The organism is Nonomuraea sp. NPDC050680, from assembly GCF_040654555.1.
Lineage (GTDB): Bacteria > Actinomycetota > Actinomycetes > Streptosporangiales > Streptosporangiaceae > Nonomuraea.
In genome coordinates this window covers 45674-70273 of record NZ_JBFAIF010000022.1, presented here as the reverse complement: position 1 = coordinate 70273, position 24600 = coordinate 45674, and the positions used below count along the sequence as shown (strand labels likewise).

Genomic DNA, 24600 nt, shown 5'->3' with positions numbered 1-24600 from the left:
CCGCGCCTGTGAACCGTCAGACGCGGGCTCTCCTTCGTCGGTGAACCGTCAGGCGCGGGTCCTCCTGCGCCGGTGAACCGTCAGGTGCCCGGATAGTTGCCGCCGCCGTGGGCGGCGTCCAGGGCGTCGTAGTCCGGGGTGAAACCGCGCTTGGGAATGGCGTCGACGAACGCCACCTCGCGCGGCTTCTTGTAGGAGGCGAGCGCGCTCTTGACGTGCTCGATGAGGTCGTCGGCCGTGGCCGCCGCACCCTCCTTGAGCGCCACCACCGCCTTGACCGCCTGATGCCAGGTGGCGTCGGGCACGCCGATCACGGCGGCGTCGGCGACGGCCGGGTGGGCTTTGAGCGCGCGTTCGACCTCGGCCGGGTAGACGTTCTCGGCGCCGGACTTGATCATGCGCAGCCGGGGGCCGATGAAGGTGATCGTGCCGTCGGGCTCGCGACGGCCGAGGTCGCCGGTGTGATGCCAGCCGTACGCCGACTTTGCTGCATTTAAGTCGGGACGGGCGAAATATCCGGAAAAGAGGGTCTTGCCGCGGGCGCAGATCTCGCCCACCTCGCCCGCCGGCAGCTCGGTGCCGTCGGGGGCCAGGATGCGGACCTGGACCAGCGGCGACGGCCGGCCGGCGAACCCGGCGGCGCCCGGGGCCAAGCCGAGAAAGGTGAGCATGCCGCCGACCTCCGTCTGCCCGTATCCGCCCATCTTGGACCGGCACCAGGGGGAGTCGTCCACGGTGATCATCGCGTCCCACTCCGCGGAGTGCGAGACGAATCTCAGGGACGACAGGTCGTACTTGCCGCCGGTGTTCGCCTTCGTCACGGCGTCGATCATCTGGCCGAACAGGAACGCCTGCGTGACCCGCTCGGCGTCGATCAGGCGGCACACCTCCTCGGCGTCGAAGGCGGGGGTGAAGACGTTCGTGCCGCCGATCTGGAGGGTGGCCAGGCAGAACATCATCGTGCCGACATGGAAGAGCGGCCCGTTGTTGAGGAAGGTGAAGCCGGGCTCCATCTGGCGCACCACGAGCAGGGACGCGCCGTGGGCCAGCAGCGCCGCGCTGCTGAGGAGCGCCGCGTTGGGGCGGCCGTCGAAGGCGGCGGTATAGAGGGCCAGCACCGGCTCGGTGTCCTCGACGGGCGGGAAGTCCCTGGCGGTGCCGCTCTCGACCAGCCGCTCGTAGCCGGCTCCGGCCTCCACCCAGAGCGCGTTGCCAGCGGACAGGGCCGTGGTGGCGTCGGCCTGGGTGGTGCCGTCGGTCAGGGCCGCCGTGGCGTCGGACGGCTCCCGTACGACCACGCGCGGCGTCAGGTCCTCGACCACGAAGCGCAGCTCGTCCGCCGACTGCCGCCAGTTGGCCGGGCAGAAGATCGCGCCCAGCCGCGAGCACGCCAGCAGCAGCTCCAGCACCGCGTGCGAGTTCTGGCCGAGCCAGAGCACGCGTTCGCCGGCCGTCACGCCCGCGCCGGCGAGGGCGTCCGCGAGGCGGCTGACCCGTTCGTCCAGCTCGGGGTAGGTGAGCCGCACCTCCCCGTCCACCACCGCCGTCACCTGGGGGCGGCTGCGCGCGTGCTCGGCGAGTACGTCGGACAGCGACAGGCTGTGGATCATCGCAGCTCCTGGGAACGTCAGTGGAACGCGGGCATGACCTCGGCGGCGAAGAACCGCATGACCTTCTTCATCTCCTCCAGCGGCATCGGCCGGGTGCTGCCGAAGTCGCAGAGCAGGTTGGCGAACCCGGCGTCCCGCAGCAGTGAGATCTGGTCGATGACCCGCGCCGGGTCGCCGATCACCTCCAGCTGCTCCCAGCGGAAGTCGGCCGACACGGAGCCGCCCTTGAGGTAGCGGTCCTGGTAGTACTCGAAGCCCTGCGCGGCCTTGCCCGTCTTCGGGTCGATCGGCGCGCTGCGCTCGTTGAAGATCCGCGAGCGGTCGAACGACGCCTCGAACCTGGCCTGGTCCTCGCGCGCCTGTTCGACCGTCGGCGCCACGTAGACGCTGCGCGCCACCACCAGCTCGCTCCCGCCCGCGTGCCCCGCCTGGGCGGCCGTCTCCTGCCAGGTCTCGGCCGCCTTGACGACCTTGCGGAACGTCGCCGCCGGGTCGGCCAGGATGGGCAGCCCGCGCTCGCCGTACATGGTGACGGTCTCGGGGGAGACGGCGGCCACGTGGATCGGCGGGTGCGGCGCCTGGAGGGGGCGCGGTGACAGCGCCACCTCGGCGCCGGTCCGGTAGAACTTGCCCTCGTGCTGGTACGCCTCCTGGGTCCACAGGCCCAGGATCACCTCCAGCGCCTCGTTGAACCGGTCGCGGGCCTCGGCCAGGTCGATGCCGAAGCCCTCGAACTCGAAGCTCTGGTAGCCGCGCCCGATCCCGAGATCCAGCCGGCCGCCCGAGAGCACGTCCACCAGCGCGGCCTCCTCGGCCACGTGGATCGGGTTGTGCAGGGGCAGCACCACGATGCCCGTGCCCAGGCGGATGCGCGAGGTGCGGGCGGCCGCGTGGGCGAGCATGGTGAACAGGTTCGGCGCGACGCCGTAGTCGCGGAAGTGGTGCTCGGCCAGCCGTACCCCGTCGAACCCCAGTTCCTCGGCCAGCTCGATGAGCTCCAGGTGGTAGTCGTAGACGTCCTTGAAGCTCTGCCCGTCGAACCGGTGGAAGAGGTGGAAGGTCGAGAACTTCATGCGGCGGCCCCTCAGTGGTAAACCAAGCGCTCGCTTGGGAGAGTACCACGGGCCCTGTTTCCTAGGCGAGGGCGGTGAGCAGCCCCATCGTCAGGGCGGTCCGCTCGGGAATGTGCTCGACCAGCACGTGCTCGTGCCGCGCGTGCGCGCCGGCGCCGACCGCGCCCATCCCGTCGAGCACCGGGCGGCCCAGCGCGGAGACGAAGTTGCCGTCACTGGCCCCGCCGACCGCCGCCTCCTCCAGCTCCCAGCCGAACCCGGCCGCGACCGCCCGCGCCTCCTTGAACAGCCGGCGCGACGGCGGGTTGGGCGTCATGGGCGGCCGGTTCCAGCCGCCGGTGACCGTGACCGTCACGCGCGGATCGGAGGCGCGCAGGCCGGCGAGCACCTCGTTCATGCGCCCCATCTCCGGCGCCTGCGCGACCCGGACGTCGATACCGCAGGTGGCGCGGCCCGCCGCGACGTTGCGCCCGGTGCCGCCGCTGATCAGCCCGACGTTCAGGGTGGTCCCGAGCTCCCGCGCGTCGGATCCGGCGAGTTGGGTGACGAGCTCGGCCAGCGCGTGGATGGCGCTCGCGCCCGATTCGGGGTCGAGCCCGGCATGCGCTTCGATGCCCTTGACCGCCACCTCGAACTTCCCGACGCCCTTGCGGGCCGTCTTGAGCAGGCCGTCAAGCGACGCCTCGAAGACCAGGCTGGCCAGCGCGTCCGCACTGGCGGCCTCGATGTACCGCCGGGAGAACAGGCTGCCGATCTCCTCGTCGCCGTTGAACAGGTAGGTCAGGCTCGGGTGCGGCAGACCGAGCTCGCGCAGGCCCCTGAGCGCCCAGACCGACTGCACGAGCCCGGTCTTCATGTCGAACACGCCCGGCCCGGTGATCCTTCCGTCCGCCATGGTGAACGGCCAATCCGCGAGCGTCCCCGTCGGCCAGACGGTGTCGTAGTGGCAGAGCATGAGTACGGCGCCGGGGGCGGTGCCGCGATAGGTCAGCTCCAGGACGTCGCCGTACTGGCCGCCGTCGTGCACGACCGCCTGGTCCGGCACACCGAGCCGCTCCTCCACCAGGGCGCGGACGACGCTCAGCCCTCGGGTGAGCATGGCCTTGTCGTAGCTGTGGGTCTCCAGCTCGACGACCGTCCGGAGGTCGTCGAGCATCGCGGGCAGTGCTTGGCTGGTCCAGCGTGTGATGGGCACATGAATCCCTTATCCAGGAGACACGACCCTGACACGCGACGCGAATGTGACAGTTTCCACGCCTTTAGGACCAAGCCTGTGGCACCTATGAGACCTCTTATGCGGCCGGTTTCATGCGGCTGGTTTCATGCGGCTGGTTTCATGCGGCTGGTTTCATGCGGCCGGTGAAGCGGCCGCCGCGGGCTCGCGCAGCGGCAGCCGTACCTCGAACCACGTGTCGCCGGGCGTCGACCGCGCCTTGAGCTCGCCGCCGTGCCGGCCGGCCACGATCCGGTAGGAGATGTCCAGCCCGAGACCGGTGCCCTGACCGACGGACTTCGTGGTGAAGAACGGCTCGAAGATCCGGTCCTTGATCGCGTCCGGTACGCCGGGGCCGGTGTCGCCGATCTCGATGATCGCCTCGTCCTCGTCGTGCGCGGTGCGGATGGTCAGCGTGCCCTCCCCATCCATCGCGTCGAGCGCGTTGTGGATGAGGTTGGTCCACACCTGGTTGAGCTCGCCGGCGTAGGCCGGGATCGCCGGCAGCGTCCGGTCGTAGTCGGTGACCACGGTGATGCCGGGCGGGATCTTGCCGCGGAAGATGGCGATCGTACTGTCGAGCAGGTCGTGCACGTCGCAGACCTGGAACGGCGCGCGGTCCATCTGGGAGTACTGCTTGGCCGAGGCGAGCAGCGAGGTGATCCGCTCGGTCGCCTCGGTCACCTCCCCGAGCATCTGCGAGATCTCGACCGCCTCGGCCAGCCAGTGCAGCGCGGCGCCCGTGTGCTCCTGGCCCACCTTCTTGTGCACCTTCTCCAGATGGACGCGGCTGAATCCGGCGTTGACCAGTGCCGGGGCCAGCTCCCACGCGTCGTCCACGCCGAGCTCCTCCAGGGCCTCGCCCAGGTCGTCCTCCGCGTCGGAGATCTCCATCGGCGAGCGCGGCGGCAGGTTGCCGACGGCGGCGGTGCACTGCTCCTGCATGTCGATCAGGGCCCGCAGCCGCTCCGGCGGTATGCCGTCCTCGGCGAGCTGGGCCAGCTGCACGCGTGAGGTCCTGATGAGCTTGCGCAGCTCGCTCACCGCCCGTACGGCCGCCGCCGACGGGTTGTTCAGCTCGTGGGTGAGCCCGGCGGTGATCGTGCCGAGCGCGGTCAGCCGCTGGCGCCGGTCGATGACCTCCCGCTGCATGCGACCGCCCGACATCATGCCGTCGAGCAGGTGCATCGCCATCGGGAACCACTCGGCCACGATGTGCGCGAACTTCCTGGCCGGCAGCAGGAACATCCGGGAGGGCGCCGTGGCCCGCAGGCTGTGCTGGTAGCGCTCCGGGGCCCGGGAGCCGAGATAGGCGCTGGTGGCCCCGCCGTAGACACCCGGCTGGGCGCTGCGCGGCATGGCGACGGTCCCGGCCGTGACCGTCTCCTGGATCATCTGGATCTCGCCCTCGACCAGCACTGCGAAGCACTCCGCCGGATCGCCCTGCTGGATGATGATCTCGTCCTGGGCGTAGTTGCGCATCTCGCCGCTGAGGGCCAGCTTGGTGAGCTGGTGGTCCGTCAGGCGCTCGAACAGGAAGAGTTTGCGGAGTTCGTCGATGTCGATCGTCATTGCTTCTCCAGGTAACGATGCACGAGCGCGACTGCCATCGCGCCTTCACCGACGGCGGAGGCCACCCGCTTGATCGACTCGGCCCGCACATCACCCGCCGCGAGCACTCCCGGAACGTTCGTCTCCAGGAAGTACGGCTCACGCCTCAGGGTCCAGTTGCGCGGCCGCTTGCCGCCCTGCACCAGGTCCGGCCCGGTCAGCACGAACCCCTTGGCGTCGCGTTCGATCGTGTCGCCGAGCCAGGAGGTGAAGGGCTCGGCACCGATGAACGCGAACAGCCACTGCGTCTCGGCCACCCACTCCTCGCCCTTCGTGGAGAGCGTGAGGCGTTCCAGGTGCCCGTCACCGGCGGCGCTGGTGATCTGCGTCTGGAAGTGGACCTCGATGTTCGGGATCGCGGTGATCTGCTCGATGAGGTAGTGCGACATGGACTTCTCCAAACCGTCACCTCTCACCAACAAATGAACCGTGCTCGCAAATCCCGACAGGTAGACGGCCGCCTGACCGGCAGAGTTGGCCGCGCCGACGATGTAGACCTCGCTGTCCTTGCAGGAGGGCGCCTCGGTCAGCGCCGCGCCGTAGAAGACGCCCCGGCCGACGAAGTCGTCCAGGCCGGGCGCGTCCAGGCGGCGATAGGTGACGCCGGTCGCCAGGATCACCGCGTGCGCGGCGATCTCGCCGCCCTCCTTGAACCCGACCACCCTGGCCTGGCCGCGCGGCTCCAGATGGCTGACCTTCTGCGCGCTCAGCAGCTCGGCCCCGAACTTCAGCGCCTGCCTGCGCGCCCGGTCGGTCAACTGCTGGCCGGACACGCCGTCGGGGAAGCCCAGGTAGTTCTCGATCCTGGAGCTCTGACCCGCCTGTCCGCCGGAGGCGTGCGCCTCGATGAGCACGGTGTTGAGCCCCTCGGAGGCGCCGTAGACCGCCGCGCCCAGCCCGGCCGGGCCGCCGCCGATCACGATCAGGTCGTAGAAGTCGGTCGCCGGCGTGGTCGACAGGCCCACGGCCGAGGCGAGCGACGCCTGGTCGGGCGCCTGCATCGACACACCGTCGGCGGTGACCACCAGCGGCAGCCGGCAGTCCGCGCCGACCGCCGCCACGAGCTCCGCGCCCTCCGGGTCCTCGGCCAGCAGCCACTGGTACGGCACGTGGCTGCGGGCCAAAAACTCCCGCACCTTGTACGACGGCGCCGACCAGCGGTCGCCCACCACGCGCAGCTCGGCCACCTCGATGCGCTCGGTACGGTGCCAGGCGTCCAACTGGCCGTCGATCACCGGATAGAACTTCTCCTCCGGCGGATCCCACGGCTTGAGCAGATAGTGGTCGAGGTCCACCACATTGATCGCCTGGATCGCGGCGTCCGTGTCCGCGTAGGCGGTCAGCAGCACCCGGCGCGCATATGGATACATGTCCATCGCCGCCTCAAGGAACTGCACCCCGTTCATCTGCGGCATCCGGTAGTCCGCCAAGATCGCGGCCACGTCGTCGCCGCGCAGCCGCATCTCCTTCACCGCCTCCATGCCCTGGTCGGCGGCCTCCGCCCGGACGATTCTGTACTGCTGGCCGTAGCGGCGTCTCAGGTCGCGAGCGACCGCCCGCGATACGCCCGGGTCGTCGTCCACCGTCACGATGACCGGCTTGTCCATGGCTCTGCCTTCCCCACATATGTCCCTTTAGGAAGGATGCCATGTTCTGCCAAGTCAGTGAGCGCTCACTATTAGGATGCGCCCATGAACACGCGCGATCGCATCATCGACGCCGCCGAGCAGGCCATTCACGAATTCGGCATGGCGGGGGCGACCACGAAACGCATCGCGTCGCAGGCGGGCTGCTCCGAGGCGCTGCTCTACAAGCATTTTCCGGGTAAGGAGGCGCTGATCCTGGCGGTGCTGCTCGAACGGCTGCCCGCGCTCGCCCCGGCGCTGGCCGCGCTGCGCGAGCGCGTCGGGCAGGGTGACCTGGCGGCCAACCTCACCGAGTTCGCGCTGGCGGCCCTCGACTTCTACGGCCGGGCGGCCGCCATCGGCTCGGGGATGATGTCCGATCCGTCGCTTCTGGACGGGTTCAGGCGCATGCTCGCCACGACGGGCACCGGCCCGCACCTGCCGATCGAGGCACTCGCCGAGATCCTGCGGGCCGAGCAGGGGCTCGGCAGGCTGGACGGCGCGATGGACGCCGGGGCCGCCGCCTCACTGCTGATGGGCGCCTGCTTCCACCGCGCCCACCTGTCCTTCTTCACCGAGCCGCGGCAGCCGGCCGACGCGTGGGCCGCCGCGATCGTCGCGACCCTGGTCAGGCGATGACGCGCCTCTCCCGGCCGTCGTCAGCCTCGCGACCTTGGTCAGGCGATGACGCGGCTCTCCCCGCCGTCGACCAGCATCGAGATCCCGTTCACGAACGAGGCCCGCTCGCTGGCCAGGAACGCCACCACGTCCCCCACCTCCTCGGGACGCCCGACGCGCCCCACCGGCACCCCGCCTCCCCGCGCGGCCAGGCCCTCGTCGTCGCCCGCGAGCTCACGCAGCCGCTCGGTATCGATCGGGCCCGGCAGCACGTTGTTCACCAGGACCCCGTCGCCGCCGACCTCGCGGGCCAGCGTACGCACGATCCCGGCCACGGCGGAGCGGGTCGCGTTCGACAGGGCCAGGCCGTCGATCGCCTGGCGCACCGATCCGCTGGTGATCGTGACGATGCGGCCCCAGCCGCGGGCGCGCATCTCCGGCAGCACGGCGTACAGCAGGCGTACCGTGCCGAGCAGGTTGCGCTGCACCGCGACGTCCCAGTCGCCCAGGCCGGCATCCACGAACCGGCCCGGCGGCGGTCCGCCCGCGTTGGCCACCAGGATGTCCACGGGACCGAGCACGTCACGCGTCTCGGCGACCACCCGCACCGCGGCGTCGTGGTCCTCCACGTCCGCGAGCACGGCGTGCACCACGCCGCCGAACTCCTGCAGCTCGACCACCGCGTCGGCCAGTCGTTCCGGATTACGCGCGCTGACGCAGACGGCACAGCCCTCTCGCGCCAGGCTCTTGGCCGCCGCGAGACCGATGCCCGCGCTGCCTCCGGTGACCAACGCGACCTTGCCCTTGATGCCCAGATCCATGAGGGTGACTATAGGTCGTCAGGCGGTCCGGATCCGTGAGAGCTTGTCCGACTTGAGCAGACCGTACAGGCCGTGGATGCGGCTGGCCGCGGGTAGAAATGCCGGGACAAGCATGATGAGGTTGGGACGTGGCGAGAAATCTGATTCTTTCGGGAGGCCTGTTCCATGACTTCGAGGCCACGTCGGCGGCACTCGCCGAAGTGCTCGCCGGGGTGGGGATCGAATCCGAGATCACCGAGGACATCGCGGGCGCGCTGAGCGAGCCGTCGGAGGTCCAGCTCATCACCGTCAACGCGCTGCGCTGGCAGATGGGCCTCGACCGCTTCGCCGACCTGCGTGACGAGTGGCGCTTCGAACTGCCCGCCGAGGCCCGCACCACCCTGCTCGACCACCTCGACCGGGGCGGCGGGCTGCTGTGCATGCACACGGCGTCCATCTGCTTCGACGACTGGCAGGGGTGGCCGCGCGTGCTGGGCGGCTGCTGGACCTGGCCCAAGTCCCACCACCCGCCGCTGGGCTGGACCGGGGTACGCGTGCACGGCGACCACCCCATTGTCGAGGGGCTGCGCGACTTCGACCTGGTGGACGAGGTCTACAGCGACCTCGACGTGCTGCCGGACGTACAGTCGCTCGCGTCGTCGGCCAGTGGGCAGCCGCTGGTGTGGGCGCGGCCGGTGCGGCGGGGAAGGGTCGTGTACGACGCGCTGGGGCACGACGTCAGGTCCTACGAGAACGAGATCCACCGCACGCTGCTGCAACGGGCCGCCCTGTGGCTGCTGAAACGCCCGGTGACCGTGACCGACTGAGCGCTTACGCGCCGGCCACGAAGCAGCGGATGGCCTTGGCCAGTTCGTCCGGAACGTCCTCGGCCAGGTGGTGGCCGCTGTCCAGGGCGTGCCCGCGCACGTCGGACGCCCACGCGCGCCAGACCGCCAGCGGGTCGCCGTACAGATCCTCCATGTCATCCCTTGTCGCCCAGAGGAAGAGCACCGGGCAGGCGACGCGCCGCCCGGCGGCCCGGTCCGCGTCGTCGGCCGCCCGGTCGACCCCCAGCCCCGCCCGGTAGTCCTCGCACATCGCGTGTACGACCTCGGGGTCGTGGATCGCCCGGTGGAAGTCCTCGTAGGCCTCGGCGCCCATCTGCTCGGGCCCCGTGCGATACCAGGCGTCGGGGTCGGCGTTGATCACGCGTTCCGCCGGTTTGGCGGTCTGGCCGAGGAAGAACCAGTGCCACCACCTCGCGGCGAAGCCGGCGTCGCAACGGGCGAGTGCCTCACCGATGGGCACACTGTCGAGCACGACGAGCCGCGTGACCGCGTCGGCATGATCGAACGCCAGTCGCTGGGCCACATACGCCCCGCGGTCGTGACCGACGACGGCGAACCGCTCGTGGCCGAGCGAACGCATCAGCGCGACCATGTCCCCGGCCATCGCGCGCTTGGAGTAGGGCTCGTGATCGGCGGTCGTCGGCGGCTTGGACGAGCGCCCGTACCCCCTGAGATCGGGGCAGACCACGGTGTGGTCCGGGGCGAGCAGGGGAGCCACCCGGTGCCAGGTGGCGTGGGTGCGCGGGTGGCCGTGCAGCAGCAGGACGGGCGGGCCGGAGCCGCCGTGCCGGACGAACAGCTCGGCCTGGCCCACGTCGATCCGGTCGGTCACGAAGTCGTCGAACATTCGCCCGCGCCTACCCCGGCTGACCGCTTCCATCCACGCGCCCGCTCGGGTCTTCCGGAACGCTCAGATCTTTCGGAGCGCTCAGGTTCTCCGGACCGCTCAGGTTTTCCGCAACGCTCAGGTTTTCCGCGACGCCGCCGACCCGGCGCGCAGACTCCGACTCGTGGGCCAGGCGGCGCAGAGCGTCGAAGGCCCTCCCGTACAGGACCGTGCCCAGCACCAGCGCCTCGACGGCGGCCTCGCGTGGCCCGTCGAACGGCACCGTGTCCATCTCCACCTCGGCCACGAGCCGCTGAGCCGTCTGCGCATAGACCGTCAGGTCGGTCGACAAGCCCAGCTGGCCCAACCTGACGACGGTCTGGGCAAGTTCGTCCCGCGTGGGAGCGGTGGCGGCGATGTCCCAGCCCAGCTCCTCGATGAGCAGGTCGACCTGGCCGCGCGCCGCGTCCCACTCCTCGCCGGGCTCCGGCTCGATGGTGGGGCCCAGGGCGTACTGGGCGGTGCCCAGCATGTGGTGCACCGAGAGCGACTCGTCGTCCACCGCCTCGATGACCTGCTTGATGGCGGCGACGGGCAGCCGGCCCACTTCGAGCAGCGCCCTGATCAGGCGGAGTCTGCGCAGGTGGGAGTCGTCGTAGTCGGCTCTGGTGGCCGCGAGCTGCCGGCCCTGGTGCAGCAGGCCCTCGCGGAGGTAGTACTTGATCGTCGCGATCGCGACACCGGACTCGACACTCAGTTCCGAAACGCGCATCGATAGATAATAGCGCTATCCAGAGCGCGCGAGATGCCGGGCCGCGTGCACGAGATCATCCACGTCGGCCTGCCGGTTCCACAGGAATACCACCTCAAGAGGCGGAATCTCCTCGGCGACGGGGATGAAGGTGAGGCGTTCCGGCACCGGAAGGCCGCCGCGCACGCAGAGCGTGTAGCCGGCCCCCGATTCGACCAGGGCGACGGCCGCGTCATGGGTGGGCGCGCCGGGACCGAGCCGGGGATGCAGGCCGAGCCGGACGAACCCTTCGAGGAACCGGCGCGCACCCGCCACCGCGTCGGACTCCGGCATGACGAGCGGTTCCGTCGCCAGATCGGCGAGCCGCAGCCGCTCGACCGAGGCCAGCCGGTGATCGCGGGGCAGCAGGGCGAGCACCTGGGCCCGCTGGACGAGCATCCGGGCCACGCCTCTGGGCAGCGAGCCGGGGGCGTACCCGAGCCCGGCCTGGAGGGTTCCGTCCATGATGGAGATGATCTGCTCGGCCGTGCACATGGGAGCGACCCGCAGCCGCGACCCCTGAACCTGCGACAGGAGCCGGGCCACCACATCCCCCAGCCCGTCGGCGACCCCCAGGCGGACCGTCTGCCCCTTGCCCCGGGCGGCGGCCACCGCCCGTTCGAAAGCGTCGACCGCCACCGTGGCCTGGGCCAGGAACACCTCACCCGCCTCGGTGAGCCGCACCCCGCTGGACGAGCGGGTGAACAGCTCGACGCCGATCTCCTTCTCCAGCGCCCTGAGCTGCTCGGAAAGGGTGGGCTGGGCGATGTGGAGCACGGTGGACGCACGGCGCAGGCTGCCCGCACGGGCGATGGTGATCGCGTAGCGTACGTGGCGTAGATCCATCGTCACCTCGAGGTGATGGGGATGGGCTATCGTCGCACCTCCGTATTACAGAACGGACCAGCCGCTGTGAAGGTTGCCGGGGGGTGACTGTTTCCGCGGCCGGCCGGTGAGTGCCTCTCGCGGTACGCCCGTGGGGAGATGCCGAGCAAGCGCTTGTGTGGAGACCGCCGCCGCGTTAGCGTGACGGTCGAGCACCACATGCGTCACCCGCCGGGGTGGATCGCGCCCCGCCCCGGCGAGTGACCCGACGCCCGTCAGCCAGGCAGCCTTCAGCGAGACAGGAGGTGGCATGCAGCCCTTCGCCGGCCGGGCGGCCGTGGCCGGTGTCGGCATGACCGCGCTGACGCGCGAGTCCGGCCGCACCGAGCTGGACCTGGCGGTCGAGGCCTGTCGTACGGCGTGCGCCGACGCGGGCATCGCGCCCGCCGAGGTGGACGCGGTCCTGAGCTATCACATGAACGACTCGGCCCCCGTCACCCAGGTCGCCCGCGCGCTGCGCATCGACCGGCTGGGCTGGCACAACGACATAGCCGGAGGCGGCACCCAGGCCGCCTCGATCCTGGGCGATGCGGCCATGCTGATACACGCCGGTTTAGCGCGAAATATCCTGATCTATCGGGCGCTTAACGGCCGCTCTGGCAAGCGCATGAACACCGTCTCCACCGGCCCCCAGGAGCAGTTCACCTACGGCATGGCCGGCCCGATCCCGCTCTTCGCCCTGGCCGCGACCCGCTACCTGCACGACACCGGCCTCGGCCCCGAACACCTCCACGCCGTCGTCGCCCAGTCCAGGGACAACGCCGAGACCAACCCTCGTGCCCTGCGCCGGGAGCCGCTGTCGTTCGAGGAGTACCTGGCCAGACCGTACGTGTGCACCCCACTCCGTACCGCCGACTGCTGTCAGGAGACCGACGGCGCGTGCGCGCTGCTGGTCAGCGGCGTGCTCGGCGGCCCGCGCATCCAGGCCGTGGTACGCGGCGGCGGCCCCGGCTGCTCCTCGATGGACCGCGCGCCGGACGTGAGCGCCGTCTTCTCCGCGTACGTGGCCCCCATGCTGTGGGAGGCATCCGGCATGCGGCCGTCGGACGTGGACGCGGCACTGCCCTACGACGCCTACTCATGGCTGGTCCCACGGCAACTGGCGGACTTCGGCCTGGTCCGCCGCGAGGACCTGGGCCCGTACCTGCTGGAGCGACGGCACTCCTGGATCAACCCGCACGGCGGCCTGCTGTCGGAGGGCTATGTTCACGGCCTGAACAACGTGGCACAGGCGGTCCGGGAAGTGCGCGGCGGCCGTGAGGTGGCGCTGGCAACGGGCTTCGGCGGCAGCTACGGCAGCGCGGCGCTCCTGGTGGGGTAGAAGGTCAAGGACCGGCCGTGAACGCCGCGTGCGAGGCCCGCCGGTCGGCCTCCGGCAGCAGGTCGCGCGCCGCCAGCCAGGCCGCCGCCCCCGCCGCGTCCCGCGCCGTGGCCACGGTCTCACCGGCCAGCAGTTCGTGTACGGCCTGTCGTACCGGACCCTCGCTCGTCAGCACGCTCCCGGCGAGCACCACCGGCCCCGACCGGTGCACCCGCCGCACGGTGGCGGCCAGGTGCTCGGCGGCCTGGCGGACGATGCCGAGCGCGAGCGGGTCGCCCGCTTCGGCGGCCCGGCTGACCAGCGCCGACAGGGCGGCCAGGCGCATGTGGTCGGCCTGCGCCAGCCGGACGATCCGATCGGCCACCTTGCGCGGCGTGGGGCCGCGCTCGGCCCCGAGGAAGTGCTCGACGACCAGCTCGACCAGCGGTCCCTCCGAGGAGCCGCGATCCAGCGCCGCGACGACGGCCTTGGCGCCCGCGCGCCCGATCCAGAAGCCCGACCCCGCGTCGCCCAGCAGCCAGCCCAGCCCGTCGGCGATCACGTCCAGCTCGTAGCCGGTGATCCGGGCCGCCACCGCCCCCGTCCCCGAGAGCAGCAGCGAGCCGTCCGGCTCGGGCGACCCCGCCACATACGCGATCACCGTGTCCCCCATGAGTTGCGGCCCCGAGGCGATGCCATGCCCCGCCCACACCTTGGCCAGCGCCGGCACCATCTCGTCGACGAACCCCGAGACCCCGGCCAGCGAGGCGACGACCGACGACGCCTCCAGCCCGGCCAGAGCCCCGCCGAGCGCGGTCTCGATCGCCGCCACCGCGTTCGCCAGGCCGTGGGCGCTCGGATTGCCCGCGCCCGCCCTGGCGTACCCGACGCGGGTGCCGTCGAGCGCGTGCACCGAGACGCGGGTGGAGGTGGCGCCGGCGTCAACCCCAAGGGCGAGTCCGATGGAGAGCGAATTGGTCACGGTCCGATTGTGGGACTTGACTCAGCGGAGAAGCAAGAATAATTTTCGGCGGAAGACCGGGTATCCGGAAGGAATATTCGTGACTTCAGGGGCCCTCGGGCGTGTGGAAACAGAACTACCCGGTTTGCCGGAGGCGTTGCGCAGAGTCGGCGAGGTGATCCTCGGCGATCCGGCCGAGGCGGCCCGGTCGACCATCATCGCGCTGGCCGAGCGCGCGGGCAGCTCGCCCGCGACCGTGACCAGGTTCTGCCGGGCCTTCGGCTTCTCCGGGTACGCCGAGCTGCGCGTGGCGCTGGCCACCGAGACCGGCCGGGCCGCGCAGGCGGGCTGGGGCGCGGGCGTGGGGCACGAGATCGGGCCCGACGACCCGCTCGACTCGGCGATCGAGGTGATGGCCGCGGCCGACGCCCGGCTCATCCAGGACACCGCCGCCCAGCTCGACTCGGAGATCGTCGCCCAGGTGGCCGACGCCATCGTCGCCGCCCGCCGGGTCCTGCTCATCGGCGTCTCCACCAGCGGGAACGTCGCCACCATGTTCGAGGGCCGGCTGCGCCGCATCGGCATCCCGGGCTGGAGCGCGGGTGACGCGCACGTCGCGCTGTCGGACGCCGCGCTGCTCGGCGCGGGCGACGTCGCGATCGGCATCAGCCATCGGGGCCGGACCCGCGAGGTCATGGAGGCCCTGGCCGAGGCCGGCAGCCACGACGCCACCACGGTCGCCGTCACCTCGTTCGCCCGCTCGCCGCTGGCCGAGCTGGCCGACCTGGTGCTCACCACCGCGAGCAGGGAGACCACCTTCCGGCTCGGCGGGCTGGCGGCCGTCCATTCGCAGCTGTTCGTCCTCGACGCCGTCTACGTGGCGGTGGCCCAGCGCACTTACGAGCGCACCAACGAGGCGTTCGGGCTCACGATCAGCGCCGTGGAGAGCCACCGGGTGGAGAGAGGCTGAATGACGTTCGCAACGAAGGCCCTGGAGCTGGCACACCAGGTCGTGGAAACACAGGCGGAGCCGGTACGCCGCGCCGCCGCGCTGCTCGTCGCGTCGATCCGGGCGGGCGGCGTGGTCAACGCGTTCGGGTCCGGGCATTCCGAGGCGATCGCGATGGAGATCGCCGGCCGGGCCGGGGGACTGGTGCCCAGCAACCGGCTCACCCCGCGCGACCTCGTCCTGTTTGGCGGCCAGCCGCCGAGCGTGCTCACCCCCGAGCTCGAACGCGATCCGGAGATCGCCCACCGGATCTATGAGCTGGCGCCCGTCGCGCCGCAGGACGTGTTCGTGCTGATCTCCAGCTCGGGCATCAACGGAGCCGTGGTCGAGCTGGCCACGATCGTCAAGGACCGCGGCCATCCCCTGATCGCGCTGACCTCGGTCCAGCACAGCAGCCAGATGACCTCACGCCACCCGTCGGGCCGCAAGCTGCTCGACCTGGCCGACGTTGTGCTGGACAACGGCGCGCCGTACGGGGACGCGATCCTCGAACTGCCGGGCGGCGGCGGTTACGGCGCGATCTCGACCGTCACCTCGGCGTTGCTCGCGCAGATGGTGGTCACCGAGGCGGTGGCCGAGCTCGTGGCGCTCGGCGAGACGCCGCCCATCTACCTGTCGGTGAACGTGGCCGGCGGCGACGAGCACAACAAGGCCCTGGAGAGCCGCTACGCAGGGCGGATCCGACGTGGAGCATGACTAGTCAGGAGTAGAAATATGCCGAACACCCCCCATTTCACCAGGCGCGAGCTTCTCCGGAGCGCCGCGCTGGTCCCCGTGGCGGGCGCGCTCGCCGCGTGCGCGACTCCGGCCGCGAAGCCGTCGGCCTCGTCGTCTGCCGCCCCGGTCGCCACCAGCGCGGCCAACCCCTTCGGGGTTTCGGACAGCAAGCCGCTCGAGGTGTGGATCTTCGACGGCGGTTTCGGCCAGGACTACGCCAAGAACATCCACCAGCCGCTGTTCAAGTCGAAGTATCCGAAGGTGGAGATCAAGCACAACGCCACCAAGGAGATCACCAAGGTCCTCCAGCCGAGGTTCGCCGGCGGCAACCCGCCCGACGTGATCGACAACTCGGGCGCCAACGCCATGGACTTCGGCGCGCTCGCCCAGGACAAACAGCTCCAGGACCTCACCCCGCTGCTCGACGCGCCCTCATGGGACGACCCGGGCACCAAGGTCAGGGACACCCTCGACCCGGCCGTCATCGACATCGGCACCTACGACGGCACGTTCAGCGTGCTCGGCTACGTCAACTACATCTTCGGCATCTGGTATTCGCAGAAGGCGTTCAAGGACAACGGCTGGGTGCCCCCCAAGACGTGGGACGAGTTCCTCAAGCTCAACGAGGCAATCAAAAAGTCCGGCAAGATGGCCCCCTTCACCTACGCCGGAAAATTCCCGCAATATCTGTACGAAGTGCTGCTCACCATGGCCGCGAAGATCGGCGGCCCCGAGGTCTTGGTCAACATCGACAACCTCGAGGACGGCGCCTGGACCACCGAGGCCATGAAGACCTCCGCCACGGCCTGGGCCGAGATCGGCGCCAAGTACCTCATGGAGGGCACCGCCGGCCTCGACCACGTGCAGACCCAGACCGCCCAGAACAAGTACAAGGTGGCCATGCTGCCCTCCGGCTCCTGGCTGGAGAACGAGCAGAAGACCACCACCCCGGCCGACTTCGAGTACGGCATGTTCCCCGTCCCCGACTTCACCAGCTCGGACAAGATGCCCTACGGCACGCTGCACAGCCAGCCGAGCGAGAACTTCATCGTCCCCGCCAAGGGCGCCAACCCGCAGGGCGGCATGGAGTACCTGCGGGCCATGCTGTCGAAGAAGGCGGCCGGCGAGTTCAGTGAGATGGTCAAGACCGTCTCGACGGTCAAGGGCGCGGGCGAGGGCCGTCAGCTCTCCCCGGGCGCCGCGAGCGCGACCAAGGCCTACGCCGAGGCCGGCGCGAACATCGTCTACTACCGCTGGCAGACCTGGTACCTCCAGCTCAAGGACGAGGCCGTCGCCGCCACCGGCGAGCTCATGACCGGCGGCCTCACACCGGACAAGTACCTGGAGCGCCTCCAGAAGAAGTCCGACGAGATCAAGAACGACTCCTCGATCAAGAAGTACAAGCGCTGATGTTGTTCAACAGGTATCGCCGAGGGCTGTTCATCACCGCGTTCCTGGCAGCCCCGGTGACCCTTTACCTGATCTATGTGATCTCCCCGTACCTCCAGGCGTTCTACATCTCGATGACTGACTGGCGCGGCGTCTCGGCCACGCCGGCCTTCATCGGGCTGGAGAACTTCCGCCGGCTCCTCGGAGACGGGACGTTCTGGAAAGCGGTCACACACAACGCCGCGCTGCTCGTCCTGCTGCCCCTGGTCACGATCATCATCGCCCTGTTCTTCGCCTTCCTCCTCAACGTGGGCGGCGGCGGGCGGGCCGTGGGCGGGATCAGGGGCTCCAAGTTCTACCGCGTGGTGTTCTTCTTCCCGCAGGTGCTGGCCGTCGCGGTCGTGGCGGTGCTGTTCCAGCAGGTGTTCCGGCCGGACGGCAGCGGGATGCTGAACGCGCCGCTGATGGCGCTGGGCGGCAAGCCGATCGGCTTCCTGTCGGACCCGGGCGTCGCTTTCTGGTCGGTGCTCGGCGTCATGGTGTGGCAGGCGGTCGGGTTCTACGTGGTGCTCTTCTCCGCCGGGCTCGCCTCCATCCCGAGGGACATGTTCGAGGCGGCGCAGATCGACGGCGCCGGGCGGCTGAGCCTGTTCTTCCGCATCACCCTGCCGCTGCTCTGGGACACCGTCCAGGTGGCCTGGGTCTATCTCGGCATTCTGGCGCTCGACGTGTTCGCGATCGTGTGGGTGATGACCGACCAGCACGGCGGGCCCGACTGGTCGACCACGGTCATGGCGGCCGAGGTCTACCGCAACGCCTTCCAATACTTCCGCTTCGGATACGCCTCGGCCCTGGGCGTCGTGATGTTCTTCTTCACCGTCGGGTTCGCGATCCTTTCGCTGCGCTTCACGCGGCGTGAACGAATCGAGTTTTAGCGAAATGAGTACTGATGCCCTGGACCATAGCGACCTCGCGTAAGCTGGCCCGCCAGGAGAGCCGCAGGCGGCTCGGGCCGCTGGCGATCCTGTCGCACGTCGCGCTGCTGCTGTGGACCGTGCTCACGGTGGTGCCGATCCTGTGGACGTTCCTGGCGTCGGTCAAGAGCGAGGACGAGATCTTCGGCGACGCCTGGTCCCTGCCGGCCAGCCTGCGCTGGGACAACTTCGCCAGAGCCTGGGATCAGGCGCACATCGGCCAGTACATGCTCAACAGCGTCATCGTGGTCATTTTCAGCGTGTTCGGCACCATGCTGCTTGGCTCGATGGCCGCGTACGTGCTGTCGCGCTACCCCTTTCGCGGCAACCGGGCCATCTACCTGCTGTTCGTGTCGGGCCTGGCCTTCCCGGTCTACCTGGCGCTGTCGCCGCTGTTCTTCGTCGTGCAGAACATGGGCAACGTCCCGCTCATCGGCCCGTTCATCGGCCTGAACACGCACGCCGGTCTCGTGCTGGTCTACATCGCCTACTCGATGCCGTTCACCATCTTCTTCCTGTCGGCCTTCTTCCGTACGCTGCCCACGGCGGTGGCGGAGGCGGCCATGGTCGACGGCGCCTCGCACACCCGGGTGTTCTTCCAGATCATGCTGCCCATGGCCAGACCCGGCCTGGTCAGCATCACGATCTTCAACATCCTCGGCCAGTGGAACCAGTACCAGCTGCCGCTGGTGCTGCTGCAGGAGCGCGACAAGTGGGTGCTGACGCAGGGCATCGCCGACATCTCGACGGCCGCGGGCTACGACCAGGACTGGTCCGCCCTGTTCGCCGCCCTGACGCTGGCCATCCTGCCGATGCTGGTCGTCTACACGGTCTTCCAGCGCCAGATCCAGTCGGGGCTGACCGCGGGGGCGCTCAAGTAAATATCCTCTCGCGCGCTCGACCTGGCGGACCTAAGCTGCGGGTGTGATCGGCGACATCCGCGCGTTGCTGGCCCGCCACCTCCCTGACGTCGAGGTGCGCTCTCTGACCGAGTCCGGGCAGGGCCTGGACCACGAGGTCTACGAGGTCAACGGTGAGTTGATCGTCAGGGGCGGCAAGGCCGCCGATCCGGTGGCCACGCGGCGCGAGGTCGAGCTGCTGGCCGCGGTCCGCGAGCTGGCCACCGTGGCGGTGCCCGAGGTGGTCTTCGCCGACTTCGAGCAGGGCGTGATCGCCTACCGCAAGCTGCCGGGCGAGCCGCTCAACCAGCACCCGGTGCCGGACCCCGCGTCGCTGGCCGCCCCGCTCGGCCGCCTGCTGGGCGCCCTGCACAGCGCCCCGACCGAGAACCTGCGCACGCTGGCGCCGCCCGACCTCTACCCGGCGCCCACCCTGCTGGTGGACGCCGGGCTCGACTATCGCGACGTCGAGCGGCACGTACCGGCGGAGCAACGTCCGCTGGTGGAGCGGTTCTTACGCGACACGCCGCCCGATGAGCCGCACGACCTGCGCTTCTGCCACAACGACCTGGGCAGCGAGCACCTCCTGGCCGACGCCGCGACCAGCACGCTGACGGGCGTCATCGACTGGACCGACGCCGCCCTCACCGACCCGGCGCACGACTTCGCGCTCATCTACCGCGACCTGGGCCCCGAGGTCTTCGAGCGGACCCTGGCGCACTACGACCGCGACTTCGACGAGCTCGACCGGGCCAGGGCCGTCTTCTACGCCAGGTGCGCGCTCATCGAGGACCTCGCCTACGGCCTGAGCACCGGCCCGCGCCACTACGCCGACGCCGCCCTGGCCCACCTCGAGTGGACCTTCAGCTGATCGCATAGCGCCTCGCATGGACCGTCAGCTGATCGCATAGCGCCTCGCATGGACCGTCAGCTGATCACGTAGCGCCGAGTTCGTCGCGCAGCCGCCTGGTCGCGCCCACCACGTTCGCCAGCGCCGCCTCCACCTGCTCGTACGTCCGCGTCTTCAGCCCGCAGTCCGGGTTGACCCAGACCCGCTCGGCGGGCAGCACCTTCAGCGTCTCGCGCAGCAACTCCGCCACCTCGGCCTCGCCCGGCACCCTCGGCGAGTGGATGTCGTAGACGCCCGGCCCGAGCCCCCGCCCGAAGGAGCCCACGGCGCCCAGGATCCGGGCCCCGGAGCGGGCCGACTCGATCGTGGTGACGTCGGCGTCCAGGCCGTCGATCGCCGCGAGGATCTGGTCGGCGTCCGAATAGCACAGGTGCGTGTGGATCTGGATGCGGTCGCCGGCCCCCGAGGTGGCCCGCCGGTACGCGGCCACGGCCCACTCCAGGTAGTCGGCCTGCGAGGCCCGCCTGAGGGGCAGCAGCTCGCGCAGCGCGGGCTCGTCCACCTGGATGATCGACACGCCCGCCGCCTCCAGGTCGCGTACCTCGTCCCGGACCGCGTCGGCCACCTGGAACACCACATCGCGCAGCGGCAGGTCGTCGCGAACGAACGACCAGGCGACGATCGTGACGGGCCCGGTGAGCATGCCCTTGACCGGTTTGTCGGTCAGCGACTGCGCGTGGCGCGCCCACCGTACGGTGATCGGCGCGGCCCGCCCGACGTCGCCGTGCAGGATCGGCGGCCTGGTGCACCGGGAGCCGTAGGACTGGACCCAGCCGTTGGCGGTCACCGCGAAGCCGTCGAGGTGCTCGGCGAAGTACTGGACCATGTCGTTGCGCTCCGGCTCACCGTGCACAAGGACGTCGAGGCCGAGCCGCTCCTGGAGCCGGATGACCCGCTCGATCTCCGCCTCGACCCGCCGCTCGTAGTCGGCCTCCGGCAGCGTCCCCGCCACCACGGCCGCGCGGGCCGCGCGCAGCTCGCCGGTCTGCGGGAACGACCCGATCGTGGTGATCGGAAGCACGGGCAGCCGCAGATGCGCGGCCTGCGCCGCGGCGCGCTCCGCGTACGGCCCGCGCCCCTCGAACACGACCGGGTCCGCCAGCGCCACCGACGCGGCCGGCGCCTCGGCGCCCCGGAAGTCGGCGCGCGCCAGCTCGACCACCTCCGCCACCTTCTGCTCGGCGAAGGCCAGCCGCGCCCGCAGCGCCGGGTCGAGCCCTGCTTCTTCCGCCACGTCGTACGGCACGTGCAGGAGCGAGCACGAGGTGCTGACCACCACGTCCGCCGCGTGCTCCCGCACCGCCCGCAGCAGGCTCAGCGCCCGCCCGGGAGCGGTACGCCACACGTCCCGCCCGGACACCACGCCCGCCACCACGGTCTTGCCCGCCAGCGCAGGCAGCCGGTCCAGCCCGCCGCGCACCAGGTCCACCCCGATCGCCTCCACCGGCGTCGCGGCCAGGACGGGCAGCGCCTCGCCCAGATCACCGAAATAGGAGGCGACGAACAGCCCGGGGCGCGAAGGCGCGGACCCCAGCCGCTCGTATGCGGCGGTGACGGCGGCCAGCTCCTCGGGCGTCCGGTCGGCCACCAGCGCGGGCTCGTCGAGCTGCACCCACTGCACGCCCTCGGCCGCCAGGATCGCCAGCAGCTCCTCGTAGCAGCCGAGCACCTCATCCAGCCGCTCCAGCGCCCCGGCCAGCAGCAGGAACGTCACCGGCCCCACCACCACGGGCCGCGTCTCGAAGCCCAGTTCCCGAGCCTGCCGCAGCTCGGCGAGCGGCTTGGCGGCGTCGAGCTCGAACACGGTCTCGTCGTCGATCTCCGGCACGATGTAGTGGTAGTTCGTGTCGAACCACTTCGTCATCCGCAGCGGCGCCAGCCCGGCGGTGCCCCTGGCCATCGCGAAGTAGGGGTCCTCGGCCGCCAGATAACGCCGGGGCACCGCGCCGAGCAGTACGGCCGTGTCGAGCACCTGGTCATAGAGCGAGAAGGTGTTGGACGGCAGCCCGGCCAGGCCCAGCTCGTCGAGCCGCCGCCAGGTCCGCTCCCGGATCTCGGCGCCCGCCTCCTCCAGCTCCGCCCGGGTCGAGCGGCCGTCCCAGTAGGACTCCAGAGCCCGCTTCAGCTCCCTACGCTGGCCGATCCTCGGGTATCCGAGCACGGTGGACCGGGGAAATGACGACATCGACTGCTCCCTGCGTTGACTGATCGAACGTTGATTGATGGAACGTTGATTGATCGAACGCGGAGAAATTCACCACACCGGTCCCACCTGATGCATCCTGTATTCGTGCTGCTTATGCTCAAGGAGGTCCAGTGCTTCGCCCGCGTGGCGGCCCGGCTCAGCTTCTCGATCGCCGCCGCCGACCTGGGCATGTCCCAGCCCGCCATGAGCCAGGCCATCACCAGACTGGAGCGTGCGACCGGGACCAGGCTGTTCGACCGGAGCGCCCGCGCGGTGCGGCTGACCGCCGAGGGCCGGGCCCTGCTTCCGCACGCCGACGAGCTGCTGACCGCCGCCGCCGCGTTCGCGGCCGAAGCCGCCCGGCTGGCCCGGCCGACCATTCACCTTGCTTATCCACCGCTCGTCGGCGCGCTGGCGGCCCGGGTCGCCCGCCGGCTGGCGGCCCGCACGCCGGCCATCGGCGTGGAGCTCACGGTCGCCGGTCGCGGGGCGGCCGCCGACGCGCTGGAGCGGGGCGAGGTGTCGGCGGCGATCCTGGCCACCCCCGCGCCCGCGCGGTTCGTCACCGCCGCCAGGTTCCACGTCTCGGTGGACCAGCTCGCGGTGCCGCTGGGCCATGTGCTGGAGCCGAGGGCCAAGGTCGTCGCCGGTGACCTGGCCGGGCAGGTGCTGCTGACCCCCGGCAGCCGGGCCTGGGCCGGGCTGCCGGGGCGCTCACGCATGGTGGCCGACGACGACTTCGCCGCCGCGCTCGACCTGGTCGCGGCGGGTGCCGGGGTGCTGCCGATCCCGCAGCTGCTGGCCAGGACGATCCGCCGCGACGACCTGAGGTTCGTCCCGCTCGACGTGGGTGACCTGCGCATCACGTACGCGCTGGCCTGGGCGAGGGAGCGGGTCACGCCCGAGCTGATGGCCCTGGTGCAGGCCGTACAGGATGCCCTGTGGACTAGGTAGCCGGTAGGTTGCGCAGGGCCTCGCGACGGCTCAGACCTGAGATGCCCTTGGCCCGTACGTAGCGGACGACCTCGGCCGGGTTGGTCTTGGCGTATTCGCGCAGTGCCCAGCCGATCGCCTTGCGGGCGAAGAAGTCGTTGTCGGACAGGCTCGGCTCGATGCAGGCGTAGAGCAGGGCCGTGTCGGTGCGGGCCTTGAACCGGTTCTGGCTCAGGATCGCGGTGCGGCGTTTCCACAGGTCGTCGTCGCGCGCCCAGTCCAGCACGAGCGGGCGCATCGAGTCGGGGAAGGCGGTCAGCAGGCCGCCGATCCGGTGCGTGGCCAGCTCGTCGACCAGGTCCCACCAGGCGCCGCTGACGATCATCTCCTCGTACATCGGCAGTGTGTAGAGAGTCTGGAACTCCCGGTAATGGTGATAGCCGGTCAGGTCGATCGCGGCATAACGCTCCTCGCGGTATTCGGCCTCGCGCCACAGGCCGAGCACCGTCCGGCGCCACTCCGGCGCCGTGCCGATGCGGTGGGCCGAGAAGACCCGCCGCAGCACGGCCCGCCTCGACACCGCCTGGACACCGAGGAAGGGCATGTCGGACTTCATGTACGCGCGCATCGTGGCGGCCTTCGCGGGCTCCGCCGCCTCCCGCAGTGCCTTACGCACCGCCGTGCCAAGGGTCATGCCTGCTGGGTGGTCCGCTCACCCGTGGCCAGGCCGTCGAAGAGCACGGTGATGTAGTGCTCGGCCAGGCCCGTCGTGTTGAGCCGTCCGCCGGGACGGAACCAGCGCACCGCCACCCAGATCGTGTCGCGGATCATCCGGTAGGTGAGCTTCGGGTCCACATCGGCGCGCAACTGCCCGGCCGCCTGGCCCGCCTTGATCTGCGCGACCCAGATCTGCTCGACCTCGTCCTCGGCCTTGACCAGGTAGTTGAACCGCTCGAACTGCCGCAGATAGTTCCAGTCGTTCTGCATCACGGTGATCGCGGCCCGGTGCGGCTCCAGCGTGCCGAAGCCGATGCGCACCATCTCCGACAGGATCGAGCGCGGGTCGGCGCCCGAGCCGATCGCCGCCCGGTAGCGGGCGACCAGGTCGTCGAGGAAGGTGGAGAGCACCTCGTCGACGATCGTCTCCTTGGAATCGAAATGGTGATAGAGACTTCCCGAGAGGATGCCCGCCTCGTCGGCGATCTCGCGTACGGTCGTGGCCTGGAAGCCCTTGCGGGCGAAGAGCTCCGCGGCGAGCTTGACGAGGTGGTCACGGCGCTCCGACGCCGGCCCGGACGAGGTGGCGCGCTGGCGCTTCGCCGGGGCGGCCGCGCTCTGCCCGGAGTTCTTTCGCGTTGTCACATGCTCCATTATGAGCCCTCAGACAATCGCTTGTTCACCGAACCCGCCCAGCTCACCCGGCA

23 protein-coding genes are annotated in these 24600 nt (G+C 70.4%); 10 read left to right on the top strand and 13 right to left on the bottom strand.

Annotated features, from left to right (window positions below):
- Nucleotides 1–80 precede the first annotated feature (80 nt).
- The 5 genes from AB0H88_RS43080 to AB0H88_RS43060 form a co-directional block, all read right to left on the bottom strand.
- Nucleotides 81–1610, bottom strand: coding sequence for an AMP-binding protein (locus tag AB0H88_RS43080; protein ID WP_357654518.1), 1530 nt, complete (start codon nt 1608–1610; stop codon nt 81–83).
- A 17-nt stretch (nt 1611–1627) separates the two neighbouring features.
- Nucleotides 1628–2683: an LLM class flavin-dependent oxidoreductase gene (locus AB0H88_RS43075; protein ID WP_357654517.1), complete on the bottom strand. Its 1056-nt coding sequence runs from the start codon at nt 2681–2683 to the stop codon at nt 1628–1630.
- A 61-nt stretch (nt 2684–2744) separates the two neighbouring features.
- Nucleotides 2745–3878 carry a M20 family metallopeptidase gene (locus AB0H88_RS43070; protein ID WP_357654516.1) on the bottom strand — a complete coding sequence of 378 codons (1134 nt, stop codon included), beginning with the start codon at nt 3876–3878 and terminating at the stop codon, nt 2745–2747.
- Nucleotides 3879–4031: 153 nt separating this feature from the next.
- The gene (locus AB0H88_RS43065) at nt 4032–5468 is read right to left on the bottom strand and encodes an ATP-binding protein (RefSeq protein ID WP_357654514.1); all 1437 of its coding nucleotides are present in this window, start codon (nt 5466–5468) and stop codon (nt 4032–4034) included.
- A complete protein-coding gene (locus AB0H88_RS43060; RefSeq protein ID WP_357654512.1) occupies nt 5465–7114 on the bottom strand; it encodes an FAD-dependent oxidoreductase in 1650 nt (549 codons plus the stop codon). The genes AB0H88_RS43065 and AB0H88_RS43060 overlap by 4 nt, the downstream gene beginning before the upstream one ends.
- 84 nt (nt 7115–7198) lie before the next feature.
- Here AB0H88_RS43060 and AB0H88_RS43055 point away from each other — a divergent pair, with 84 nt between their 5' ends.
- On the top strand, nt 7199–7771 hold the full coding sequence (locus AB0H88_RS43055; protein ID WP_357654510.1) for a helix-turn-helix domain-containing protein: 573 nt from the start codon (nt 7199–7201) through the stop codon (nt 7769–7771).
- Between the two features lie 38 nt (nt 7772–7809).
- On the opposite strand, the gene AB0H88_RS43050 is transcribed toward AB0H88_RS43055, so the two are convergent.
- Nucleotides 7810–8571, bottom strand: coding sequence for an SDR family oxidoreductase (locus AB0H88_RS43050; RefSeq protein ID WP_357654508.1), 762 nt, complete (start codon nt 8569–8571; stop codon nt 7810–7812).
- A gap of 128 nt (nt 8572–8699) precedes the next feature.
- On the opposite strand from AB0H88_RS43050, the gene AB0H88_RS43045 reads away from it, so the two are divergent.
- Nucleotides 8700–9377, top strand: a complete 678-nt coding sequence (locus tag AB0H88_RS43045; protein ID WP_357654507.1) for a ThuA domain-containing protein — start codon at nt 8700–8702, stop codon at nt 9375–9377.
- A gap of 4 nt (nt 9378–9381) precedes the next feature.
- Here AB0H88_RS43045 and AB0H88_RS43040 read toward each other — a convergent pair whose 3' ends face one another.
- The 3 genes from AB0H88_RS43040 to AB0H88_RS43030 are packed head-to-tail and all read right to left on the bottom strand — an operon-like array spanning nt 9382 to nt 11860.
- A complete protein-coding gene (locus AB0H88_RS43040; RefSeq protein ID WP_357654505.1) occupies nt 9382–10245 on the bottom strand; it encodes an alpha/beta hydrolase in 864 nt (287 codons plus the stop codon).
- A gap of 10 nt (nt 10246–10255) precedes the next feature.
- Entirely contained in the window at nt 10256–10996 is a 741-nt protein-coding gene (locus tag AB0H88_RS43035; protein ID WP_357654504.1) for a MerR family transcriptional regulator, read from the bottom strand.
- A 15-nt stretch (nt 10997–11011) separates the two neighbouring features.
- A complete protein-coding gene (locus AB0H88_RS43030) occupies nt 11012–11860 on the bottom strand; it encodes a LysR family transcriptional regulator (protein WP_357654502.1) in 849 nt (282 codons plus the stop codon).
- Between the two features lie 289 nt (nt 11861–12149).
- Between AB0H88_RS43030 and AB0H88_RS43025 the strand changes: the two genes are divergently transcribed.
- A complete protein-coding gene (locus AB0H88_RS43025; protein WP_357654501.1) occupies nt 12150–13220 on the top strand; it encodes an acetyl-CoA acetyltransferase in 1071 nt (356 codons plus the stop codon).
- 4 nt (nt 13221–13224) lie between these two features.
- Here AB0H88_RS43025 and AB0H88_RS43020 read toward each other — a convergent pair whose 3' ends face one another.
- The gene (locus AB0H88_RS43020) at nt 13225–14181 is read right to left on the bottom strand and encodes a BadF/BadG/BcrA/BcrD ATPase family protein (protein WP_357654499.1); all 957 of its coding nucleotides are present in this window, start codon (nt 14179–14181) and stop codon (nt 13225–13227) included.
- Between the two features lie 79 nt (nt 14182–14260).
- Between AB0H88_RS43020 and AB0H88_RS43015 the strand changes: the two genes are divergently transcribed.
- Genes AB0H88_RS43015 through AB0H88_RS42990 form a run of 6 tightly spaced genes read left to right on the top strand, consistent with a single transcriptional unit; the run spans nt 14261 to nt 20019 of the window.
- Nucleotides 14261–15130: a MurR/RpiR family transcriptional regulator gene (locus AB0H88_RS43015; protein WP_225299302.1), complete on the top strand. Its 870-nt coding sequence runs from the start codon at nt 14261–14263 to the stop codon at nt 15128–15130.
- Complete coding sequence (locus AB0H88_RS43010; protein ID WP_357654496.1) at nt 15131–15865, top strand: SIS domain-containing protein; 735 nt, start codon at nt 15131–15133, stop codon at nt 15863–15865.
- Nucleotides 15866–15883: 18 nt separating this feature from the next.
- The gene (gene ngcE, locus AB0H88_RS43005; protein ID WP_357654495.1) at nt 15884–17296 is read left to right on the top strand and encodes an N-acetylglucosamine/diacetylchitobiose ABC transporter substrate-binding protein; all 1413 of its coding nucleotides are present in this window, start codon (nt 15884–15886) and stop codon (nt 17294–17296) included.
- Nucleotides 17296–18210: a sugar ABC transporter permease gene (locus AB0H88_RS43000; RefSeq protein ID WP_357654493.1), complete on the top strand. Its 915-nt coding sequence runs from the start codon at nt 17296–17298 to the stop codon at nt 18208–18210. The genes ngcE and AB0H88_RS43000 overlap by 1 nt, the downstream gene beginning before the upstream one ends.
- Before the next feature lie 14 nt (nt 18211–18224).
- Nucleotides 18225–19130, top strand: coding sequence for a carbohydrate ABC transporter permease (locus AB0H88_RS42995; protein ID WP_357654492.1), 906 nt, complete (start codon nt 18225–18227; stop codon nt 19128–19130).
- A 43-nt stretch (nt 19131–19173) separates the two neighbouring features.
- Nucleotides 19174–20019, top strand: coding sequence for a phosphotransferase (locus AB0H88_RS42990; protein WP_357654491.1), 846 nt, complete (start codon nt 19174–19176; stop codon nt 20017–20019).
- 64 nt (nt 20020–20083) lie between these two features.
- Here AB0H88_RS42990 and metE read toward each other — a convergent pair whose 3' ends face one another.
- Nucleotides 20084–22243: a 5-methyltetrahydropteroyltriglutamate--homocysteine S-methyltransferase gene (metE, locus tag AB0H88_RS42985; RefSeq protein WP_357654489.1), complete on the bottom strand. Its 2160-nt coding sequence runs from the start codon at nt 22241–22243 to the stop codon at nt 20084–20086.
- A 114-nt stretch (nt 22244–22357) separates the two neighbouring features.
- On the opposite strand from metE, the gene AB0H88_RS42980 reads away from it, so the two are divergent.
- Complete coding sequence (locus AB0H88_RS42980) at nt 22358–23197, top strand: LysR family transcriptional regulator (RefSeq protein WP_357654652.1); 840 nt, start codon at nt 22358–22360, stop codon at nt 23195–23197.
- Here the strand turns inward: AB0H88_RS42980 and AB0H88_RS42975 are convergent.
- Both AB0H88_RS42975 and AB0H88_RS42970 read right to left on the bottom strand, forming a co-directional pair.
- Nucleotides 23190–23870, bottom strand: a complete 681-nt coding sequence (locus tag AB0H88_RS42975; protein ID WP_357654488.1) for a DNA alkylation repair protein — start codon at nt 23868–23870, stop codon at nt 23190–23192. The two genes, AB0H88_RS42980 and AB0H88_RS42975, sit on opposite strands and share 8 nt — an antisense overlap.
- Nucleotides 23867–24538, bottom strand: coding sequence for a TetR/AcrR family transcriptional regulator (locus AB0H88_RS42970; protein WP_357654486.1), 672 nt, complete (start codon nt 24536–24538; stop codon nt 23867–23869). Before AB0H88_RS42970 ends, AB0H88_RS42975 begins: the two co-directional genes overlap by 4 nt.
- Nucleotides 24539–24600 lie beyond the last annotated feature (62 nt).